19 protein-coding genes and 1 other RNA gene are annotated in these 18,089 nt (G+C 64.4%); 8 read left to right on the top strand and 12 right to left on the bottom strand.

Features of this window, described 5'->3' with window-relative positions:
• The first annotated feature begins 97 nt into the window (after positions 1-97).
• The 5 genes from ffs (at position 98) to XI06_RS42610 (ending at position 3,535) form a co-directional block, all read left to right on the top strand.
• Positions 98-194: signal recognition particle sRNA small type (gene ffs, locus XI06_RS42630), an RNA gene on the top strand.
• A 94-nt stretch (positions 195-288) separates the two neighbouring features.
• Positions 289-2,124, top strand: a complete 1,836-nt coding sequence (locus XI06_RS42625) for a DNA polymerase III subunit gamma/tau (RefSeq protein WP_271608014.1) — start codon at positions 289-291, stop codon at positions 2,122-2,124.
• A 24-nt stretch (positions 2,125-2,148) separates the two neighbouring features.
• Positions 2,149-2,469 (top strand): YbaB/EbfC family nucleoid-associated protein, encoded by a 321-nt coding sequence (locus XI06_RS42620; RefSeq protein WP_271608013.1) that lies wholly within the window; start codon positions 2,149-2,151, stop codon positions 2,467-2,469.
• Position 2,470: 1 nt separating this feature from the next.
• Positions 2,471-3,073: a recombination mediator RecR gene (recR, locus tag XI06_RS42615; RefSeq protein WP_027561562.1), complete on the top strand. Its 603-nt coding sequence runs from the start codon at positions 2,471-2,473 to the stop codon at positions 3,071-3,073.
• Between the two features lie 24 nt (positions 3,074-3,097).
• The gene (locus tag XI06_RS42610) at positions 3,098-3,535 is read left to right on the top strand and encodes a hypothetical protein (protein WP_237859775.1); all 438 of its coding nucleotides are present in this window, start codon (positions 3,098-3,100) and stop codon (positions 3,533-3,535) included.
• A 143-nt stretch (positions 3,536-3,678) separates the two neighbouring features.
• Here the strand turns inward: XI06_RS42610 and XI06_RS42605 are convergent, their stop codons facing one another.
• The 3 genes from XI06_RS42605 to XI06_RS42595 all read right to left on the bottom strand — a co-directional run bounded on the left by XI06_RS42605 (position 3,679) and on the right by XI06_RS42595 (position 6,855).
• Positions 3,679-5,043: an AmpG family muropeptide MFS transporter gene (locus XI06_RS42605; protein WP_237859773.1), complete on the bottom strand. Its 1,365-nt coding sequence runs from the start codon at positions 5,041-5,043 to the stop codon at positions 3,679-3,681.
• Positions 5,044-5,224: 181 nt separating this feature from the next.
• A complete protein-coding gene (locus tag XI06_RS42600) occupies positions 5,225-5,527 on the bottom strand; it encodes a GIY-YIG nuclease family protein (protein ID WP_237859771.1) in 303 nt (100 codons plus the stop codon).
• Positions 5,528-5,655: 128 nt separating this feature from the next.
• Positions 5,656-6,855, bottom strand: coding sequence for a DNA recombination protein RmuC (locus XI06_RS42595; protein WP_271608012.1), 1,200 nt, complete (start codon positions 6,853-6,855; stop codon positions 5,656-5,658).
• Positions 6,856-7,025: 170 nt separating this feature from the next.
• Here XI06_RS42595 and def point away from each other — a divergent pair, with 170 nt between their 5' ends.
• From def to truA, 3 genes are read left to right on the top strand one after another with little or no spacing between them, the layout of a single operon-like run.
• On the top strand, positions 7,026-7,550 hold the full coding sequence (gene def / locus XI06_RS42590; RefSeq protein ID WP_237859767.1) for a peptide deformylase: 525 nt from the start codon (positions 7,026-7,028) through the stop codon (positions 7,548-7,550).
• Between the two features lie 6 nt (positions 7,551-7,556).
• Positions 7,557-8,492 carry a methionyl-tRNA formyltransferase gene (fmt, locus tag XI06_RS42585; protein WP_237859765.1) on the top strand — a complete coding sequence of 312 codons (936 nt, stop codon included), beginning with the start codon at positions 7,557-7,559 and terminating at the stop codon, positions 8,490-8,492.
• Entirely contained in the window at positions 8,492-9,229 is a 738-nt protein-coding gene (gene truA, locus XI06_RS42580) for a tRNA pseudouridine(38-40) synthase TruA (RefSeq protein WP_237859763.1), read from the top strand. Before fmt ends, truA begins: the two co-directional genes overlap by 1 nt.
• A 1-nt stretch (position 9,230) precedes the next feature.
• Here truA and dapE read toward each other — a convergent pair whose 3' ends face one another.
• From dapE to yidC, 9 genes are all read right to left on the bottom strand, one after another.
• Positions 9,231-10,397 carry a succinyl-diaminopimelate desuccinylase gene (gene dapE, locus XI06_RS42575; protein WP_237859761.1) on the bottom strand — a complete coding sequence of 389 codons (1,167 nt, stop codon included), beginning with the start codon at positions 10,395-10,397 and terminating at the stop codon, positions 9,231-9,233.
• Positions 10,394-11,017, bottom strand: coding sequence for a DUF805 domain-containing protein (locus XI06_RS42570; RefSeq protein ID WP_237891753.1), 624 nt, complete (start codon positions 11,015-11,017; stop codon positions 10,394-10,396). Before XI06_RS42570 ends, dapE begins: the two co-directional genes overlap by 4 nt.
• Positions 11,018-11,143: 126 nt before the next feature.
• On the bottom strand, positions 11,144-11,989 hold the full coding sequence (gene dapD / locus XI06_RS42565) for a 2,3,4,5-tetrahydropyridine-2,6-dicarboxylate N-succinyltransferase (protein WP_237859756.1): 846 nt from the start codon (positions 11,987-11,989) through the stop codon (positions 11,144-11,146).
• 187 nt (positions 11,990-12,176) lie between these two features.
• The gene (locus XI06_RS42560; protein WP_237859754.1) at positions 12,177-12,872 is read right to left on the bottom strand and encodes a pyrimidine 5'-nucleotidase; all 696 of its coding nucleotides are present in this window, start codon (positions 12,870-12,872) and stop codon (positions 12,177-12,179) included.
• Positions 12,873-12,955: 83 nt separating this feature from the next.
• Positions 12,956-13,942: a DUF1036 domain-containing protein gene (locus XI06_RS42555; RefSeq protein ID WP_237861288.1), complete on the bottom strand. Its 987-nt coding sequence runs from the start codon at positions 13,940-13,942 to the stop codon at positions 12,956-12,958.
• A 137-nt stretch (positions 13,943-14,079) separates the two neighbouring features.
• Positions 14,080-14,967: an acetylglutamate kinase gene (argB, locus tag XI06_RS42550; protein WP_237859752.1), complete on the bottom strand. Its 888-nt coding sequence runs from the start codon at positions 14,965-14,967 to the stop codon at positions 14,080-14,082.
• 110 nt (positions 14,968-15,077) lie between these two features.
• Entirely contained in the window at positions 15,078-15,440 is a 363-nt protein-coding gene (locus XI06_RS42545) for a DUF423 domain-containing protein (protein WP_237859750.1), read from the bottom strand.
• A complete protein-coding gene (yihA, locus tag XI06_RS42540; RefSeq protein WP_271608011.1) occupies positions 15,440-16,093 on the bottom strand; it encodes a ribosome biogenesis GTP-binding protein YihA/YsxC in 654 nt (217 codons plus the stop codon). Before yihA ends, XI06_RS42545 begins: the two co-directional genes overlap by 1 nt.
• A gap of 135 nt (positions 16,094-16,228) precedes the next feature.
• Positions 16,229-18,085: a membrane protein insertase YidC gene (yidC, locus tag XI06_RS42535; RefSeq protein ID WP_237859747.1), complete on the bottom strand. Its 1,857-nt coding sequence runs from the start codon at positions 18,083-18,085 to the stop codon at positions 16,229-16,231.
• Between the last annotated feature and the right edge of the window lie 4 nt (positions 18,086-18,089).

Raw genomic sequence — 18,089 nt, 5'->3', positions numbered from 1 at the left:
TGGGCAGACCCGGAATTGCCCGGATGCTGGGCAAGATCAAGTGGGCCAATGTGATACCCGCTTGCTTTCCGCTCCCTTTGGCCCCAAATAGGGACCGGGAGATTGGCGGTGGACGAGCCACTCGCCAACCGGGTCAGGTCCGGAAGGAAGCAGCCCTAACGAGGTCCGGATCGGGTCGCTCGTCAGTCTCCTACCTGTTTTTTCGAGCGAATTGCGCTGGCGGGCCTCCCGCTGGCGCGCTCATGTCCGCAAAAGCCAGCCGAGAGACATTCCATTGCGGATTGACCGATGACCGACGCTGGCGCCCCTCCACCTCCTGATCGCGCCGGCCCGGCCGGCAACGCGCCTTATCGGGTGCTGGCGCGGAAATACCGCCCCTCAAGCTTCGACGATCTGATCGGCCAGGAGGCCGTGGTCCGCACCGTCTCCAATGCCTTCGAGACCGGGCGGATTCCGCAGGCCTGGATCCTCACCGGCGTCCGCGGTGTCGGCAAGACCACCACTGCGCGCATCCTTGCCCGTGCACTCAACTACGAGATGCCGGATGGCTCGGTGAAAGGCCCGACCATCCACATGCCGACGCTAGGCGTGCATTGCCAGGCGATCATGGAAAGCCGGCACATGGACGTGCTGGAGATGGACGCCGCCTCGCATACCGGCGTCGACGACGTCCGTCAGATCAATGACAGCGTGCGCTACGCGCCGGCCAGTGCCCGCTACAAAGTCTACATCATCGACGAAGTCCACATGCTGTCGACGGCGGCGTTCAACGCCTTCCTGAAGACGCTGGAGGAGCCGCCGGAACACGCCAAATTCGTGTTCGCGACGACCGAGATCCGCAAGGTCCCGGTCACGGTGCTGTCGCGCTGCCAACGCTTCGACCTGCGCCGTGTCGAGGCCGACGTGCTGATGAAGCACCTCGCCAACATTGCCGCCAAGGAAAATGTCGAGATCGAGCCCGAGGCACTCGGCATCATCGCGCGCGCGGCCGAAGGCTCGGTGCGCGATTCGCTGTCGCTGCTCGACCAGGCGATCGCGCATGCGGCCGGCGCCGTGAAGGCGGACGCGGTCAGGCAGATGCTGGGCCTTGCCGACCGCACCCGCGTCATCGATCTCTTCGAGTCGCTGGCGCGCGGCGATATCGCCGCTGCGTTCAAGGAGTTCCGCGATCAGTACGACGTCGGCGCCGATCCGATCGTCGTGCTCTCCGACCTCGCCGAGTTCGTCAATTTCGTCACTCGCGTGAAAATCATTCCGGCGACCGCCGACAACGTCGCCTATGGCGAGACCGAGCGCGTGCGCGCGAAGGACTTCGCCTCCAAGATCTCGATGCGCGTGCTGTCGCGGATGTGGCAGATGCTGCTCAAGGGCATCACCGAGGTGCAGGGCGCGACGCGTCCGGCTGCTGCTGCCGAGATGGTGCTGGTGCGCATCGCCTATGTCGCCGATTTGCCGACGCCGGACGAAGCGATCCGGATGCTGGAGCAGAACGGCGGCGGCTCGCAGATTGTGAGCGGCAGTGCCGCGCGCAGCAGCGCGCCGGCTGTGCCGACGGCCTCCGCCGCGCCCGCCCTGCCAGCCGCGCCGGTTCGCATGCCGACGTCATCGCCATCAACGTTCGGCGGCGGGGCCCGGCCGCAGATGGCGGCGCCCGCGCCGGATCCGCAAGGCGCAACACCTCAGCTGCGTGTCACCAGCTTCACCCAGCTCGTCGCGCTCGCGGGTCAGAAGCGCGACCTCATGACCAAGAGCGCGCTCGAAGGCGACATGCGCCTCGTTCGTTTCGAGGAAGGCCGACTGGAGGTCGCGCTCGAGCCGAACGCCTCCAAGACCATGATCTCCGAGCTCGCGCGCAAGTTCGAGCTGTGGACCGGTCGGCGCTGGACCATCATTGTTTCCAATGAGCAAGGCCAGGCGACGCTGCGTTCGGTGAGCCAGGCCGCCAAGCAGGAACATGCGCGCAATGCCGAGGCTGACCCGCGCGTGCAGGAGGTGCTGTCGCGCTTCCCCGGTACCAAGGTCGTCGAGGTCCGCAGGCTTGCCCCCGAGGCGCCGGAATCCAATGATAACGCCGACTACGGCTCTGACGATCTGCCCGACGGTTCCGACGCCGACGATCTCTGAGCCAATCTTTGAGGACGAAAACCCATGGCTGATTTTCTCGGCATGATGAAGCAGGCGGCGCAGCTGCAATCCAAGATGCAGGAGATGCAGGAGCAGCTCGGCAATGTGGAGGTCGAGGGCATTTCCGGCGGCGGTCTCGTCGCCGTGCGCATGACCGCCAAGATGGACGTCAAGGCCGTCAAGATCGATCCCTCGCTGATGAAGGCGGAAGAACGCGAGGTTCTGGAAGATCTGCTCGTGACTGCCCTCAGTGATGCTCGCCGCAAGGCGGAGGCCGCGATGCAGGAGAAGATGCAGTCGCTGACCGGCGGGCTCGGCCTGCCGCCGGGGCTGTTCGGCCAGTAACATGGGCGCGGTTGCAGGTCCTGAAATCGAGCGGCTGGTTCAGCTTCTCGCACGGCTGCCGGGTTTGGGTCCGCGCTCCGCGCGGCGCGCGGCGCTGCATCTGATCAAGAAGCGCGAAGCGCTGATGATGCCGCTGTCGTCGGCCTTGCAGGTTGCGCTGGACAAGGTCCAGGTCTGCAAGACCTGCGGCAATATCGACACGCAAAATCCCTGCACGGTCTGCACCGATCCGAAGCGCGATCCCGCCATCATCGTCGTCGTCGCCGATGTCGCCGATCTCTGGGCGCTGGAGCGTGCCAATGCGACGCAAGGGCGCTATCACGTGCTCGGCGCGACGCTGTCACCGCTCGATGGCGTCGGTCCGCAGGATCTCACCATCGACGCGCTGGTGGCGCGCGCGCATGCGGCCGAGGTGCACGAGATCATTCTGGCGCTGAACGCAACTGTCGACGGCCAGACCACCGCGCACTACATCACCGACCTGCTTCAGGACGCCAACGTCAAGGTCACCCGGCTGGCCCATGGGGTGCCCGTCGGCGGCGAGCTTGATTATCTCGATGAGGGCACGCTATCGGCCGCGATGCGGCAGCGGACCCTGTTCTAGCCACAGACCTACGGAACGGACGACATGACGAAACGATTCGCCACACGATCGGCTTTGGCCGCGACGATGCTGCTGCTCGTGACACCGGCCATCGGCGCCGCGCAGGAGGACGATGGTGCGCCGCCGCCCTCGAAGCCCGGCAAGCCGATCAGTGCCGGCGAGGTGCTGTCGGGCGAGCTCAACGCCATGAAGATTCGCGACGTCAAGAACGCCGGCAAGCGTGTTGCGATGTACCAGATCACCTCAGAGCCGCGCCGCCTGCCGGCGCCGAACGGGCTGTGCGATCTGGAGACCGGACCTGAGACGTTCCAGCTCGTCACCTCCAGCGACGCGCAGGCCTCGCAGCTGAAATCCTTCGTCGGCAAGGAGATCTCGGTGAAGGTGGATGAGGTCGCCTGCGCCAGCGATCCCGGCCAGATGAGTGAAGCCGTGGTGACGAAGTGGAGTTTGGTGAAGAAGTAAGGGCGGCGAGACGCTTTCGCCACGTTTTCGGTGTCATCGCCCGCGAGGGCGGGCGATCCAGTACGCCGCGGCTTCTCGGTCAATCACAACTGTCTCGGAGTACTGGATGCCCCGCCTTCGCGGGGCATGACAATGAGTGGTGATTATACCCTCACCGGCCCCAGCGCATCGAAATGTCCGCGCCTCTGTAGCCAGACCAGCAGCACCAGGCTCGGGATAGCCACCAGCACGCAGATCACGAAGAACAGCGGCCAGCCGGTTGCGGCAGCCACGAAGCCGGCGCCTGACGAGAGATAGGTTCGCCCCACCGCCGCGAGCGCGGTGAGCAGCGCATATTGCGTCGCCGTGTGCAGCGGGTTCTGGCAGAGCGCGGAGAGATAGGCGACGAAGATCACGGTGCCGATGGCGCTGGTGAAATTCTCGGCGCAGATGGCGAGCGCCAGCGCCCATTGACTGGTGCCGACCACAGCGAGCCAGGAGAAGGTGAGGTTGGCCAGCGCCTGCACCACGCCGCCGATGCAGAGCGAAGTTGCCAGCGAATAGCGTCGCGCAACGAAACCGCCGGCAAAGCCGCCGATCAGCGTCGCGGCGAGGCCGACGCCTTTCACGATCGCCGCATAGTCGTTGCGGGTGAAGCCGAGGTCGATCACGAACGGCGCCGTCATGGTGCCGGAGAATGCGTCGGTGAACTTGAACAGCACCACGAAGGCGAGCGCTGCGATCGCATCCTTGCGCGACAGGAACTCCGAGAAGGCACCGATCGCCGCATGCAGCACGCGCGTGAACGCGGTCTCTTCGTGCGTCGCGGCTTCGGCCCTTTCCGATTGCTCGGGCTCGGTGGCAACGAGCGCCGTGATCGTCCCGATCAGCACCATCGACGCCATCACTACATAGCCCCACATCCAGGCCGCGCTGCGGGTGATACCGGTGCTCTCGAAACCGGAGACGATGAACAGCGCCCCCGCGGTCGAGACCAGCATGCCGATGCGATAGGCCGCGACATAGGCCGCCATGCCGGCGGCCTGCTCGCTCTCGGGCAGGCTCTCGACGCGAAAGGCGTCGACCACGATGTCCTGCGTCGACGACGTCGTCGCCACCAGCAGCGCGCCGAGCGCGACGTAGAACGGCGAGCGTGCCGGATCGGTCATCGCCAGCAGCAGGATCGCGACGATCAGCAGTATCTGCGAAAACAGCAGCCAGCCGCGGCGCCGGCCGAAGGCTCGGGTGAACAGCGGCACATGCAACGCATCCACCAGCGGCGCCCACAGGAACTTCAGCGTATAGGGCGTGCCGACCAGCGCGAACAGCCCGATGGTCTTGAGGTCGACGCCGGCTTCGCGCATCCACACCAGCAGCGTCGAGCCCGATAGCGCCAGCGGTAGCCCTGAGGAGAAACCGAGGAACAGCACAATCAGCACCCGCGGTTGCAGATAAACAGCCAGGCTGTCGCGCCATGAGGTCGCGGGAGCATCGGTGCCGGCGGAGGAGGTCGCGTCGGGTGCGGTCATGTGGAGGTGTTAGCAGATTCTGGGCGAAAAAACTCCCACGGCAGTAGTGAGGCGGAAGTCCTCAACGCACCCTCAGTGTCATCGTCCGCGAAGGCGGACGATCCAGTAATCACCAGCGTTTCGGTTCAATCGCCACCGTCGCGGCGTACTCGATACCCGGCCTTCGCGCGGTATGACGCCATCATGGTGGCCCGGCTATAGCGGGATAAAGATCATCCCAATTCGGGTTGTCTTTCTCGATCAATCGGACCTTCCAGGCCCGATTCCATTTCTTGAGCCGCTTCTCTCGTTTGATCGCGTTCTCTGGATCGTCGAACTGCTCGAAATAGACGAGCCTTGCTACGTCGTACTTTTCCGTGAAGCTCTCGATGAGTTTTGACTTGTGCTCAGCCACGCGGCGGATGAGATCATTCGTTACGCCAATGTAGAGCGTGCCGCCGATCTTGCTGGCGAGAATGTAGACGTAGTAGGAGCGTGCGCCCATCTGCCGTCTCTCCTGTCTTCGTCCGCGAAGGCGGACGATCCAGTACCCACCAGCGTCTCGGTTCAATCGCAACCGACGCGGCGTACTGGATGCCCCGCCTTCGCGGGGCATGACAGTGTGCCGTAAATCTACTCCCCCGCCTGGAGCTTCCTCGGGAACAGCTCCGGCGTCCCTGTAGCCACCAGCCGCGGGCCTTCGGGCGCGTCCGTCTTGCTGAAATCCAGCTCCTCGATCCTTCCGGCCCGCTTCTCGATCTTGTCGGCGGAGATCAGGATCTGGCGGACGTCTTCGTTGGCATCGGCAAAGTGCTTCTGCAATTTAAGCACGCGGTCGCGCAGGCGGCCCAGATCGTCGCCGAGCTTGATCACCTCGGTCTGGATCTGGTCGGCGGCATCGCGCATGCGCGCGTCCTTCATGATCTGCTGCATGACCTGGATCGCAAGCATCAAGAGCGACGGCGACACCAGCACCACGCGGGCGCGATAGGCCTTCTGGATCACGTCGTCGAAACCGTCGTGGATCTCGGCGTAGACCGATTCCGACGGCACGAACATCAGCGCCATCTCCTGGGTCTCGCCGGTGACGAGGTATTTTTCCGCGATGTCGCTGACATGCTTCATCACGTCGCCGCGCAGCCGCTGCGTGGCGAGGCGCTTCTCCTCGTCCGTGCGGGCATCGTGCAGCGCGGTCATCGCCTCCAGCGGGAATTTCGCGTCGATGCAGAGCGGGCGCTGGTCGGGCAGGAACACCACGCAGTCGGGCCGTTTTCCGGTCGAGAGCGTGAACTGGAATTCGTAAGCACCCTTCGGCAGGCCGTCCTGGACGATCGCCTCCATCCGCGCCTGGCCAAACGCGCCGCGCGACTGCTTGTTGGCGAGCACGTCGCGCAGGGTGGTCACTTGCGTGGTGAGGTCGGTGAGGTTCTTGTGCGCGTTGTCGATGATACCGAGCCGCTCGTGCAGCGCGCGCAGGCTCTCCATGGTGTTGCGGGAGGAGTGTTCCATGGACTGGCCGACCCGATGGGTCACCGAATCCAGCCGTTCGTTGACCGCGCGCGCCATCTCGGCCTGGCGGCCGGCCAGCGCCTGGGTCATGGCGTCGGCGCGGCCGGCGGCCTCGCTCTGGGCGTGCAGGACCTGGCTGAGGCGCTCCTCGAGCTCGTCGGCCCGGATCGCGTGCGCCATCGCCAGTTCCGCCCCGCGCCGCCCGGAGCGCGCGATCACGACCGCAATGACGATCAGTAGGATGAGAACCAGCGCGCCGAAGCCGATCAGCGCATCGATTCCGCGCACCGGCCAGTCGCCCAGCATGAAAATGATCTCGTTCATGCTGCCCTTCTATCCGATTCGCCAGGGTGCACGAACGAATAGCGAACATTTATAGTTAATCCATCCCTAATTTTTATGGTTAACGAAACCCGAAGTTTTATGGTTAGCGGACCGTTAACGCGTTCCCGGCCGCATTGACCGCTTGTCGCGCGCAGCTTAAATCGCCCGCCATGGCCCTCAGAGAAATCATCATCCTGCCCGACAAGCAGCTGCGCCTCGTCTCCAAGCCGATCGAGAAGGTCACGCCGGAGATCCGCAGGCTAGCCGACGACATGTTCGAAACCATGTACGACGCGCCCGGCATTGGCCTCGCCGCGATCCAGATCGCGCAGCCGCTGCGGCTGATCACCATGGACCTCGCCAAGCCCAACCAGGACGGCGAGACCAAGCCGGAGCCGCGCGTCTTCATCAATCCGGAGATCCTCGCCTCCTCCGAGGAGCTGTCCACTTACGAGGAAGGCTGCCTGTCGATCCCCGAATATTACGAGGAGGTCGAACGCCCGGCGAAGGTGCGCGTGCGCTTCATCGATCTCGACGGCAAGGTGCATGAAGAGGACGCCGAAGGCCTCTACGCCACCTGCATCCAGCACGAGATCGACCATCTCAACGGCGTGCTGTTCGTCGACTATCTGTCGAAGCTCAAGCGCGACCGCGTCATCAAGAAGTTCGAGAAAGCCGCCAAGCGCGCGGAGTAAGGTCCGATGCCCCTCCGCCTGATCTTCATGGGCACGCCCGATTTCTCCGTGCCGACGCTGCTTGAGCTCGTCGCGCATGGCCACGAGATCGTGGCCGTCTACACCCGCGCGCCGAAGCCGGGCGGGCGGCGCGGGCTGCAATTGCAGCCGACGCCCGTGGAAGAGGCTGCGCGAAAGCTCGGCGTGCCGGTGCTGACGCCGAAGACGCTGAAGACGCCGGAGGCGCTGGAGGAGTTTCGCGCGTTCGATGCCGATGCCGCCGTCGTCGTCGCCTATGGGATGATCCTGCCGCAGGCGATCCTCGATGCGCCAAAGCTCGGCTGTTACAACCTTCACGCCTCTCTGCTGCCGCGCTGGCGCGGTGCAGCGCCGATCAACCGCGCGATCATGGCAGGCGATGCCGAGAGCGGCGTCATGGTGATGAAGATGGATGTCGGCCTCGATACCGGCGACGTCGCCATGGCCGAGCGTCTGCCGATATCAGACAACATGACCGCGGTCGATCTGCATGATCGCCTCTCCCGCCTCGGCGCCGATCTGATGGTGCGCGCGATGGCGGCGCTCGACCGCGGCGGGCTCCAGCTCAAGAAGCAGAGCGAGGAAGGCGTCACCTACGCCGCCAAGATCGACAAGGCCGAGGCGCGGATCGACTGGAGCAAGCCCGCACACGCGGTGTTACGCCACATCCACGGCCTGTCGCCGTTTCCCGGTGCCTGGGCCGAGCTTGCCGACGTCAGCGAGAACGCGCGCGTGAAAATCCTGCGTTGCGAGCTTGCCAAAGGCTCCGGCGCGCCGGGTGCGGTGCTCGACGATCAACTCACCATTGCCTGTGGCGAGGGCGCAATTCGCATCCTCGAGCTGCAGCGCGAAGGCAAGGCGCGGATGCCAGCGGCGGACTTCTTGCGCGGCGTGAAGGTCGAGCCGCCGATGCGGCTCGCCTGATGCCCCGCTACAAGCTCACCATCGAATATGACGGCGCGCCGTTCTTTGGGTGGCAGATCCAGGATACGCTGCCCTCGGTGCAGGGCGCGCTGGAAGCGGCGGTGAAGGCGATGACCGGCGCCGATTTGCGCGTGCATGGGGCCGGCCGCACCGATGCCGGTGTGCACGCGCGCGGCCAGGTCGCGCATGTCGATGTCGAGAAACAGTTTCCGCCGGGCCGTTTTCGCGACGGGTTGAATGCGCATCTGCGCCCGCATCCGATCGCGGTGCTCGAGGCCGAGATCGTGGCTGATACGTTCGAGGCACGCTTCTCGGCCATCAAGCGCCACTATCGCTACCGCGTCATCAACACCCGCGCCAATCTCGCGCTCGATGTCGGCCATGCCTGGCGCGTGCCGCGCCGGCTCGACGCCGACGCCATGCATGCGGCAGCCCAGCGCCTGCTCGGCAAGCACGATTTCACGACGTTTCGCGATACCGAGTGCCAGGCCAAATCGCCGGAGAAAACGCTCGACCAGCTCGACGTCACGCGCGACGGCCGTGAGATCATCATCGTCACCTCGGCGCGCTCGTTCCTGCACAGCCAGGTGCGTTCGATGGTCGGTTCGCTGGTCTGGGTCGGCGAAGGCCGCTGGACCGCCGACGATCTTTCCGCAGCGCTAGAGGCCCGCAATCGTGCCGCCTGCGGCATCGTCGCGCCGCCGGAGGGGCTGTATCTGATGAAGGTGGATTATTAGGCTAGGCGAAATACCGCGTCAGAATCCCGCGATACACCTTCGTCAGCTTCTCCAGATCCACCACCGGCACGCGCTCGTTGACCTGGTGCATGGTCTGCCCGACCAGGCCGAATTCGATCACTGGGCAATAGCTCGAGATGAAGCGCGCGTCCGAGGTGCCGCCTGAGGTCGACAGCTCCGGCTTGCGGCCCGTCACCTCTTCGATTGCCGAGACGGCGAGATCGGTGAACGGGCCCGGCTTGGTCACGAACACATTCGAGTTCGACGGCTCCCAGACGATGCGGGCCTTGATGCGGTTGCCGCAGGCCTTTGTCAGCCGCGTCTCGACCAGCTCGCGCAAGGATGCCTGCGTGTGGTTGTCGTTGTAGCGGATGTTGAACTTGGCGCGGGCCTCGCCGGGGATGACGTTGAAGGCCTTGTTGCCGACGTCGACCGAGACGAATTCGAGATTGGAGGCCTGGAACTGCGCGCTGCCATGATCGAGCGGCTCGTCGCTGATGGCGACGATCAGCCGCGAAATATCGGGCACCGGATTGGAGGCGCGATGCGGATAGGCGACGTGGCCCTGCACGCCGTCGACGACGAGCGTGCCGGATTGCGAGCCGCGGCGGCCGACCTTGATGGTATCGCCGAGCGTCTCGACATTGGAGGGCTCGCCGAGCACGCAATGATCGAACTTCTCCCCGCGCTCCGCCGCCCATTTGAGCAGCTTGATGGTGCCGTTGATGGAGACGTCTTCCTCGTCGCCGGTGATCAGGAACGAGATCGAACCTTTTCCGTCGGAGCGCGCCTTGCCGCTGTTGGCGGCGAGATGCTCCAGCACCGCTGCGACCGAGCAGGCGATGCCGCCCTTCATGTCGACCGCGCCGCGACCGTGCAGGAAACCGTCCTTCACCTCGCCGGAGAACGCGCCGACGCTCCAGGCGCTCTCGTCGCCGGGCGGCACCACGTCGGTGTGGCCGGCGAAGGTAATGTGCGGGCCTTCAGTGCCGATCCGCGCATAGAGATTGTCGACGTCGGCGGTGCCGTCCTCGCTGAACGTCACGCGGTGGCAGGTGAAGCCGGCTGCGTTCAGTGCCTTCTCAAGCACGCCAAGCGCGCCGGCGTCTTCAGGGGTTACCGAGGGGCAGCGGATGAGGTCGCGGGCAATGGAGAGAGCATCGGTCATGGGCCCCGCTTAACATGCATGCCGCCGGGTGGGCTAGCGCTGGGAGGCACGAATTCGAGCTCGCGGCTCTGGTCCCAGCTTTTCGCAGGGGAGGCGGAATCGTCAGCGGCCTCAGCCTCCGGGTCCGGACCGAACCTGTTGGGCCCGATGGTGCCGCGCAGAAAGCCGGTCTCGACAAAGACGCAGAGCGTGAGGAGGGCGCTCGCCAGTGCGAGCGGCAGCACCCAGTAGCTGTCCGGAAGTCGCTCCTCGAACTGCTTGTAGAGGCCCGGCAGCACGAAATACGCGAGCAGCCACCACGCGCTCTTGTCGCGGTCGTGCAGGCGCTTCACCACGATCGCGAGATAGATCCAGAGCAACAGTCCGGTCGCGACCAGCTTGAGCAGCAGCAGCGGCAGATGGTCCAGCAGCGACCATCGATAGGCTGTGGGATCGACGATCTTGAAAATGTCGTCGGCATCCAGGCTGAACGATGCAATCTTGCCGCTGAAGGCGACCATGATGCCCGCGCAGAGGAAGAGCAGCAGGATCATGCCGCAAAAGACAAAGATCAGGCTGCACCAGAACCCGGCGCGGCCAGTGCGGCCGTCGAAGCGGAAGAGGTACCAGGTCCAGTCCATGCGAGAGGCTCCGGGCGGGAGGAGCCGCCCGGAAATTGGTCGCGATGGAGGGGGAGGGGGTTCGATCGCTCCTCGGCGTTGTCCCGGCCTTCGCCGGGACGAAGATGGAGAGGCAGTGTGCGCCGATCAATCCCGCAGCAGCTCGTTGATGCTGGTCTTCGAGCGCGTACGCTCGTCGACGCGCTTGACGATCACGGCGCAGGCGGTGCTCGGGCCGATCTGGCCGTTCTTCATCGGCTTGCCGGGCAGCGCGCCGGGCACCACGACGGAATACTCAGGCACCTCGCCCATGAAGATCTCGCCGGTCTCCCGATCGACGATCTTGGTCGAGGCGCCCAGGAACACGCCCATCGACAGCACCGCGCCCTTGCGCACGATCACGCCCTCGGCGACCTCGCTGCGCGCGCCGATGAAGCAATCGTCCTCGATGATCACAGGCTCGGCCTGCAGCGGCTCGAGCACGCCGCCGATGCCGGCGCCGCCGGAGATGTGCACGCGCTTGCCGATCTGCGCGCAGGAGCCGACGGTGGCCCAGGTGTCGACCATGGTGCTCTCATCGACGTAAGCACCGAGATTGACGAAGGAGGGCATCAGTACGACGTTCTTGGCGATGAAGGCCGAGCGGCGCACCACGGCGCCCGGCACCGCGCGAAAACCGGCATCGCGAAAACGGTTCGGGCCCCAGCCTTCGAACTTCGAGGGCACTTTGTCCCACCAGTTGGCCTGGCCCGGGCCGCCGGGAATGACGTCCATGTCGTTGAGGCGGAAGGAGAGCAGCACGGCCTTCTTCAGCCACTGGTTGACCTTCCACTTGCCGTCGGCCCCGCGTTCGGCAACGCGCGCCTCGCCCTTGTCCAAGGTCTCCAGTGCCTGGTTCACGGCCTCGCGGACTTCACCCTTGGTCGAGGTCGAGATGCCGTCGCGCGCCTCGAAAGCGCTGTTGATGGTGGATTCAAGGGCGGACAGGGACATCGGGATTTCCTCAGAGGCAGACGGGGATTTTGATGGATTGGGAGGCTTTTTCGGGATTTGGAGAGGTGGAGTCAAGCTTGGTTCGCTGTCATCACCCGCGAAAGCGGGTGATCCAGTACGCCGGGCAGTCGTGATAAATCGGGATGGCGGTGATTACTGGATACCCCGCCTTCGCGGGGTATGACGGCTACTTGGTATGGGACAGCTTGCCCAAAAACCCCGCCAGGTCATCCGTGACGTGATCGACATGATCCGCATCGCGGCCCTCCAGTTCCCAATCCTCGCGCACCACGTCCTTGGTGCCGTCAGGCACCACCAGCACCGTGGTCATGCCGAGCTGATGCGGGACGGTGAGGTTGCGGGCGAGGTCCTCGAACATGGCCGATTTGGTCGGATCGACCGCGTGCAGATCGAGGAATTTCCGATAGGTCTGGGCTGCCGGTTTCGGCTCGAACTCGGCGGCGATGATGTCGAACACGCCGTCGAAATGCGTGGCAAGGCCGAGCCGCGCCAGCACCGCATCGACATGGTCGACCGACCCGTTGGTCAGGATCAGTTTCCGTCCCGGCAGCTTTGCGATCGCCGCGCCCAGCTGTGGGTTCGGCTCCAGCGGCGAATGGTCGATCTTGTGCACGTAAGCCAGATAATCGTCGGCGCGCACGCCATGCAGGGTCATCATGCCGCGCATGGTGGTGCCGAAGCGTCGGTAATAATCCTTCTGGATATTGCGCGCTTCCTCCGGGCCGACATTCAGCCAGTTGCAGACGAACTCGCCGATCCGCGCGTCGACCTGCTGCCACAGATTGACGTGATGCGGGTAGAGCGTGTTGTCGAGGTCGAACACCCAGGTGTCGACATGGCTGAAGTCGCGGGGTTGGGTCATTTCAACTCTCTATCCGGTAAGTGCAGGCGCTGCTCCACTCTCCGCCGTCGCCGGGTCGACACCGGTGTTTGTGGTCGCCACCATCACGGCACCGCAAACCGCAGCGTCCTGCCGCCACTGCTCATGTCCACCACGCCAAACCCCGTCGCCGCAAACCCGCGCGCGCCGCAATCGGTCTGCTCGTTGGTTTCGAACTTGGTCTCGCGGGTGCAGAGCTGCTTGTCGCCGCCCCAGTTCAGTGGCTTGTCCTTCAGCTTGATAGCACGGTTGTCGCTATCCACGGCTTCCGCGAAGCTGAAGATCTGCTTGGGCTGGCCGGTCACGTCAGGGTGCAGGCAGGTCTTGGGATCGATGCGATACCAGCCGCGGCTGGTGACGGACTTGCCGTCGTCGGTCGCGATTGCAGCCATCACCTTGTGCGGGGTGTCGTTGCACCAGGTGAGGCCGCTGGTGGACGGCGTCTGCGCCGCATCGACCATGGTCTTGAAGAAGTTTGGCGAGGAGACCAATTCGGACGACAGCCCGCGGCTCTTCAGAAAGGCGGCGAGGGCGGCTTGCGTCTTCGGCCCGTCGACGCCGTCGATGGCACCGATGTCGTAGCCTGCGATCACCAGGAGGCGCTGGATGCCGGCAAGCCGCGCCTGCTCGTCGTCATATTCGGAATCCTCAGCGAGATAGGCGACGAGATTGCCGTCGTCGGCCTGCGTTGGCGTCACTTGCGTGAACGCCGCCTGCGTCTGGCCGCTGCGGCATTGCCGCGCAGCGGCGATGACGAAATTGTCCTGCGCCACGCACAGCATGTCATTGCCGTTCTGCGGGATCGGCGAGGCGCCGTAAACGCCGAGCGCGCGGGCGTTGAGCAGGATGCGGTCGGCAGTGAGCGTGCCCTGCACCACCACACGGCAGGTGGCGGGATCGATCCTGAACCAGCCGCGCGTCGCCGTCGCCGCCTTGTCGTCGATGCCGATCGCGGCCTCGACGACATAGGACATGCGGTTGCAGATCTTCAGATCGGCGAAAGCAGGCGCGGAGGAGAAGAACAACGAGACGGCGGCGGCCGGCAATGTCATCAGGAAGCGGGTGAAGGGGGAGCGGTGGCGCAGCGTCAGTCCCGTCATTCCGGGGCGATGCGAAGCATCGAACCCGGAATCTCGAGATTCCGGGTTCGCCCTTCGGGCGCCCCGGAATGACTGCTCCAGTTCTTTCCTCACTTGTGGATCAGCGTTCCCGTGCCCTGGTTGGTAAAGAGTTCGAGCAGCACGGCATGCTGCATCTTGCCGTCGATGATGACGACGCCCTCGACGCCTTGCTCGAGCGCGTAGATGCAGGTCTCGACCTTCGGGATCATGCCGCCGGAAATGGTGCCGTCGGCGATCAGTTTTCGCGCGTCCTTCACCGAGAGCTGCGGAATCAGCTTCTTCGACTTGTCGAGCACGCCGGGCACGTCGGTGAGCAGCAGCAGGCGTTTTGCTTTTAGCGCGCCGGCGACAGCGCCCGCAAAGGTGTCGGCGTTGACGTTCAGTGTCTGGCCTTCCTTGGAGGTCGCCAGCGGCGCCAGCACCGGGATCAGCTCGTAACCGATCAGCTGATTGAGCAGAGTCAGGTCGACCTTTTCAGGGTCGCCGACGAAGCCGAGATCGATCGCCTTCTCGATGTTCGAGCCCGGATCGATGATGGTGCGCGTCGTCTTCGACGCCTTCACCATGTTGCCGTCCTTGCCTGAGAGGCCCACGGCCTTGCCGCCGGCTTCGTTGATGTAGCCGACGATCTGCTTGTTGACGGAGCCCGCGAGCACCATCTCGACGATCTCGATGGTGGCAGCGTCAGTGATGCGCAGGCCGGCTGCGAATTCCGAGACGATGCCGAGGCGCTTGAGCATGGTCGCGATCTGCGGCCCGCCGCCATGCACCACGACAGGATTGATCGCGGTCTGTTCGAGCAGCACGATGTCGCGGGCAAAATTCTTCGCGGTCTCCTCGTCGCCCATGGCGTGGCCGCCATATTTGATGACGATGGTTTCCTCGTCGTACTGCTGCATATGCGGCAGCGCTTCGGACAGGATGCGGGCCTGGTCGAGCGGGGAGATTTCGGTCATGAGGCGGATCTCGCTGGCGGGACTAACGCGGCCTGCGTTCTATCTGATTGGCGAGCGAGGCGCAAAGTGGCGTTCTTCCCCTCTCCCACAAGGGGAGAAGGAAGAAGAGGTCACTCTTTTCCCGCCATCACGGCCGCCAGCGTCACCGCCAGCCAGCTCAAAATCATTGTCGTTCCACCCGTCGGTGCGGCCATCGGAAACAGTGAATGGCCGGCATATTGCCGCAAGGTGAGGTCGCCCGCGAACAACACCGCGCCGATCACGAAACCGAATGCTGCGATCAGGCCAATTCCGCCGTGCAGAAGGCCGCGCGCGAGCAAGGCGACCGCCGCCAATATGGCAGTTGCATGAAACAGCAGCATGGCGCTGGCAGAGGCAAGCCGGCTGGCGTCGCTGCCGTGGGCAGCGGCCGCGGCCAGCGCGACGCCAGCGGCGCCCATCAGGCCGGCAAGGGCAATCAGCAGGCGGGGCATCACTTGGTCCGCTCTTCCAGCAGTTTCGCCATGGCAGCACGCAATTCAGCCATGCCCGAGGAGTTGCGCGACGAGGTCGCGATCACGTTCGGGAACGCGGCCGGATGCTTGGCAAGTGCGGCTTCCGTCTCGGCGATGCGCGATTGCAGCTCAGAGGCCTTCACCTGGTCGGCCTTGGTCAGCACGACCTGGTAGCTGACGGCGGAGCGGTCGAGCGTCTTGAGCACTTCGAGATCGACATCCTTCAAGCCGTGCCGCGCGTCGATCAGCACATAGACGCGCGCGAGCGAGGCCCGCCCCAGCAGGAACGTGTGGATCAGCTCGGTCCAGGAGGCGACCTGGCTCTTCGGCGCCTTGGCGTAGCCATAGCCGGGCATATCGACGAGCCGCAGGTCGCTCTTCCCCGGGACCTCGAAGAAGATCAGCTCCTGGGTGCGGCCCGGCGTATGCGAGGTGCGCGCCAGCGCGTTGCGCCCCGTGAGCGCGTTGATCAGGCTCGACTTGCCGACATTGGAGCGCCCGGCAAAGGCGATCTCCAGCCCCGCCATCGGCGGCAGCGTCTGAATCGAGGGCGACGCCCAGATGAACTGCCAGTCGCGCGCGAACAGCTTTCGCCCGGCCTCGATCAGCTTCGCATCTTTGTCGTCGGTCATGCGAAGCTCTTTTGTTGCGCCGTCATTCCGGGATGGTCGGAAGGACCAGACCACAGGTGCGCAATTGCGCACCGGGGAATCTCGAGATTCCGGGTTCGATGCCTCGCATCGCCCCGGAATGACAGAGGGGGAAGGCTACGTCGCCTCAGTCGTCACTTTTTTTTTGAACACGTTTCTGATGTTATCGAACAACTCCACCTTCACGCCGTTGCGGCGCATGATAAAGCTCTGCTGGAGCACCGAAAGCGTGTTGTTCCAGGCCCAGTAGATCACGAGACCCGCCGGGAAGCCCGCCAGCATGAAGGTGAAGATCAGCGGCATCCAGTTGAAGATGATCTGCTGCGTCGGATCCGGCGGCGTCGGGTTCAGCTTCATCTGGAACCACATCGTGATGCCCATGATGAGCGGCCAGATGCCGAGATGCAGATAGTGTCCGAACAGGGGAAGGGTGGTCGGATCGAACGGGATCAGGCCGAACAGCGTGAAGATATTGGTCGGATCCGGCGACGAGAGATCCTTGATCCAGCCGAAGAACGGCGCGTGCCGCATTTCGATGGTGACGAACAGCACCTTGTACAGCGAGAAGAACACCGGGATCTGGATCACCACGGGAAGACAGCCGGCGACCGGATTGATCTTCTCCTTGCGGTAGATCTCCATCATCTCCTGCTGCTGCTTCACCTTGTCGTCGGGATAGCGCTCCTTGAGCGCCTGAAGCTGCGGCTGGATCGACTTCATCTTCGCCATCGAGGCGTAGGACTTGTTCGCCAGCGGGAAGAACAACAGCTTCACGATCACGGTCACGAGCAGGATCGAGATGCCGAAATTGCCGAAGAAGCGGTAGAAGAAGTCGAGGCCGAGGAACATCGGCTTGGTGATGAAGTAGAACCAGCCCCAGTCGATCAACAGGTCGAAATGGTTGAGGCCGAGTGCCTTGTTGTAGCCGCCGAGCCCGGCGAACGGGAACACGCCGACCACGCCGGCTTCCTTGGCGCCGGCGAACAGCCGCGCATTCGCGGTCGCAGTGCCGCCGATCGCGACGGTGACGGGGTCGAGCAGATAGTCGGTCTGGTAGGTGTGGACGTTGCCGTTGAGGTTCGAGGAGAACCGCGCCTGTAGCTGCGCACTGGTGTCGGGCAGCAGCGCCGAAGCCCAGTATTTGTCGGTCATGCCGAGCCAGCCATTGGTGGCCTTGAAGCTCACCGACTTGGCTTCGTCGATCTTCTTGTAGGCATATTCCTGCAAGCCATCGAGATAGCCGATCAGACCTTCATGCAGGATGTAATAGCCGGAGACCTGCGGCGTGCCGTGGCGCGAGATCAGCGCGAACGGATAGAGCGTGACAGGCGCGTTGCCGACATTGCTCACGTCGTCCTTGATGGTGAAGAGATAGTGGTCGTCGACCGAGATGGTGCGGCGGAAGGTGAGACCTTCGCCATTGTCCCATTTCAGCACCACGGGCGTGGCCGGCGTCAGGCTGCCGCTGCCGTCCTGCTGCCAGACGGTCTGGGCATCAGGCATCTTCGACGTCACGCCCGTCGCCGCCACCCAGCCGAACTCGGCGTAATAGGGCTCTGCGGTGCCGGAAGGTGAATAGAGGATGATCGGCGGCGATTTCGGGTCGACGGTCTCGCGGAATTGCAGCAGCGCGAGGTCGTCGATGCGGCCGCCCTTCAGCGAGATGCTGCCGGCGAGGCGCGGGGTGTCGATCTTGACGCGCGGCGAGGCCGCAATGGCGGCGTCGCGGCTGACGGTCGGCTGGGCCTGTTGGTTCGCGCCCGGCGCGGTGGTCGGCGTCGTGCTGCCCGCCTGCGGCGTGGCGCCCGGCGTCGCGGAGGCCGTCGGCTGCGGATTGGCCTTCTGCAGCTCGGTCTGCGCCTGCTGCTGGGCGCGCTGCTTCTCCATCGCCGGCACGTTGTAGAAGTACTGCCAGGCGATCAGCACCAGGCCGGACAGAATGACGGCGAGGATGGTATTGCGATTGTCAGTCATCACT

Origin of the sequence: Bradyrhizobium sp. CCBAU 11434 (assembly GCF_028128895.1) — a bacterium.
Lineage (GTDB): Bacteria > Pseudomonadota > Alphaproteobacteria > Rhizobiales > Xanthobacteraceae > Bradyrhizobium > Bradyrhizobium zhengyangense.
Note: the sequence above shows the minus strand (reverse complement) of the source record. Positions and strands in the feature narration are given on the sequence as shown.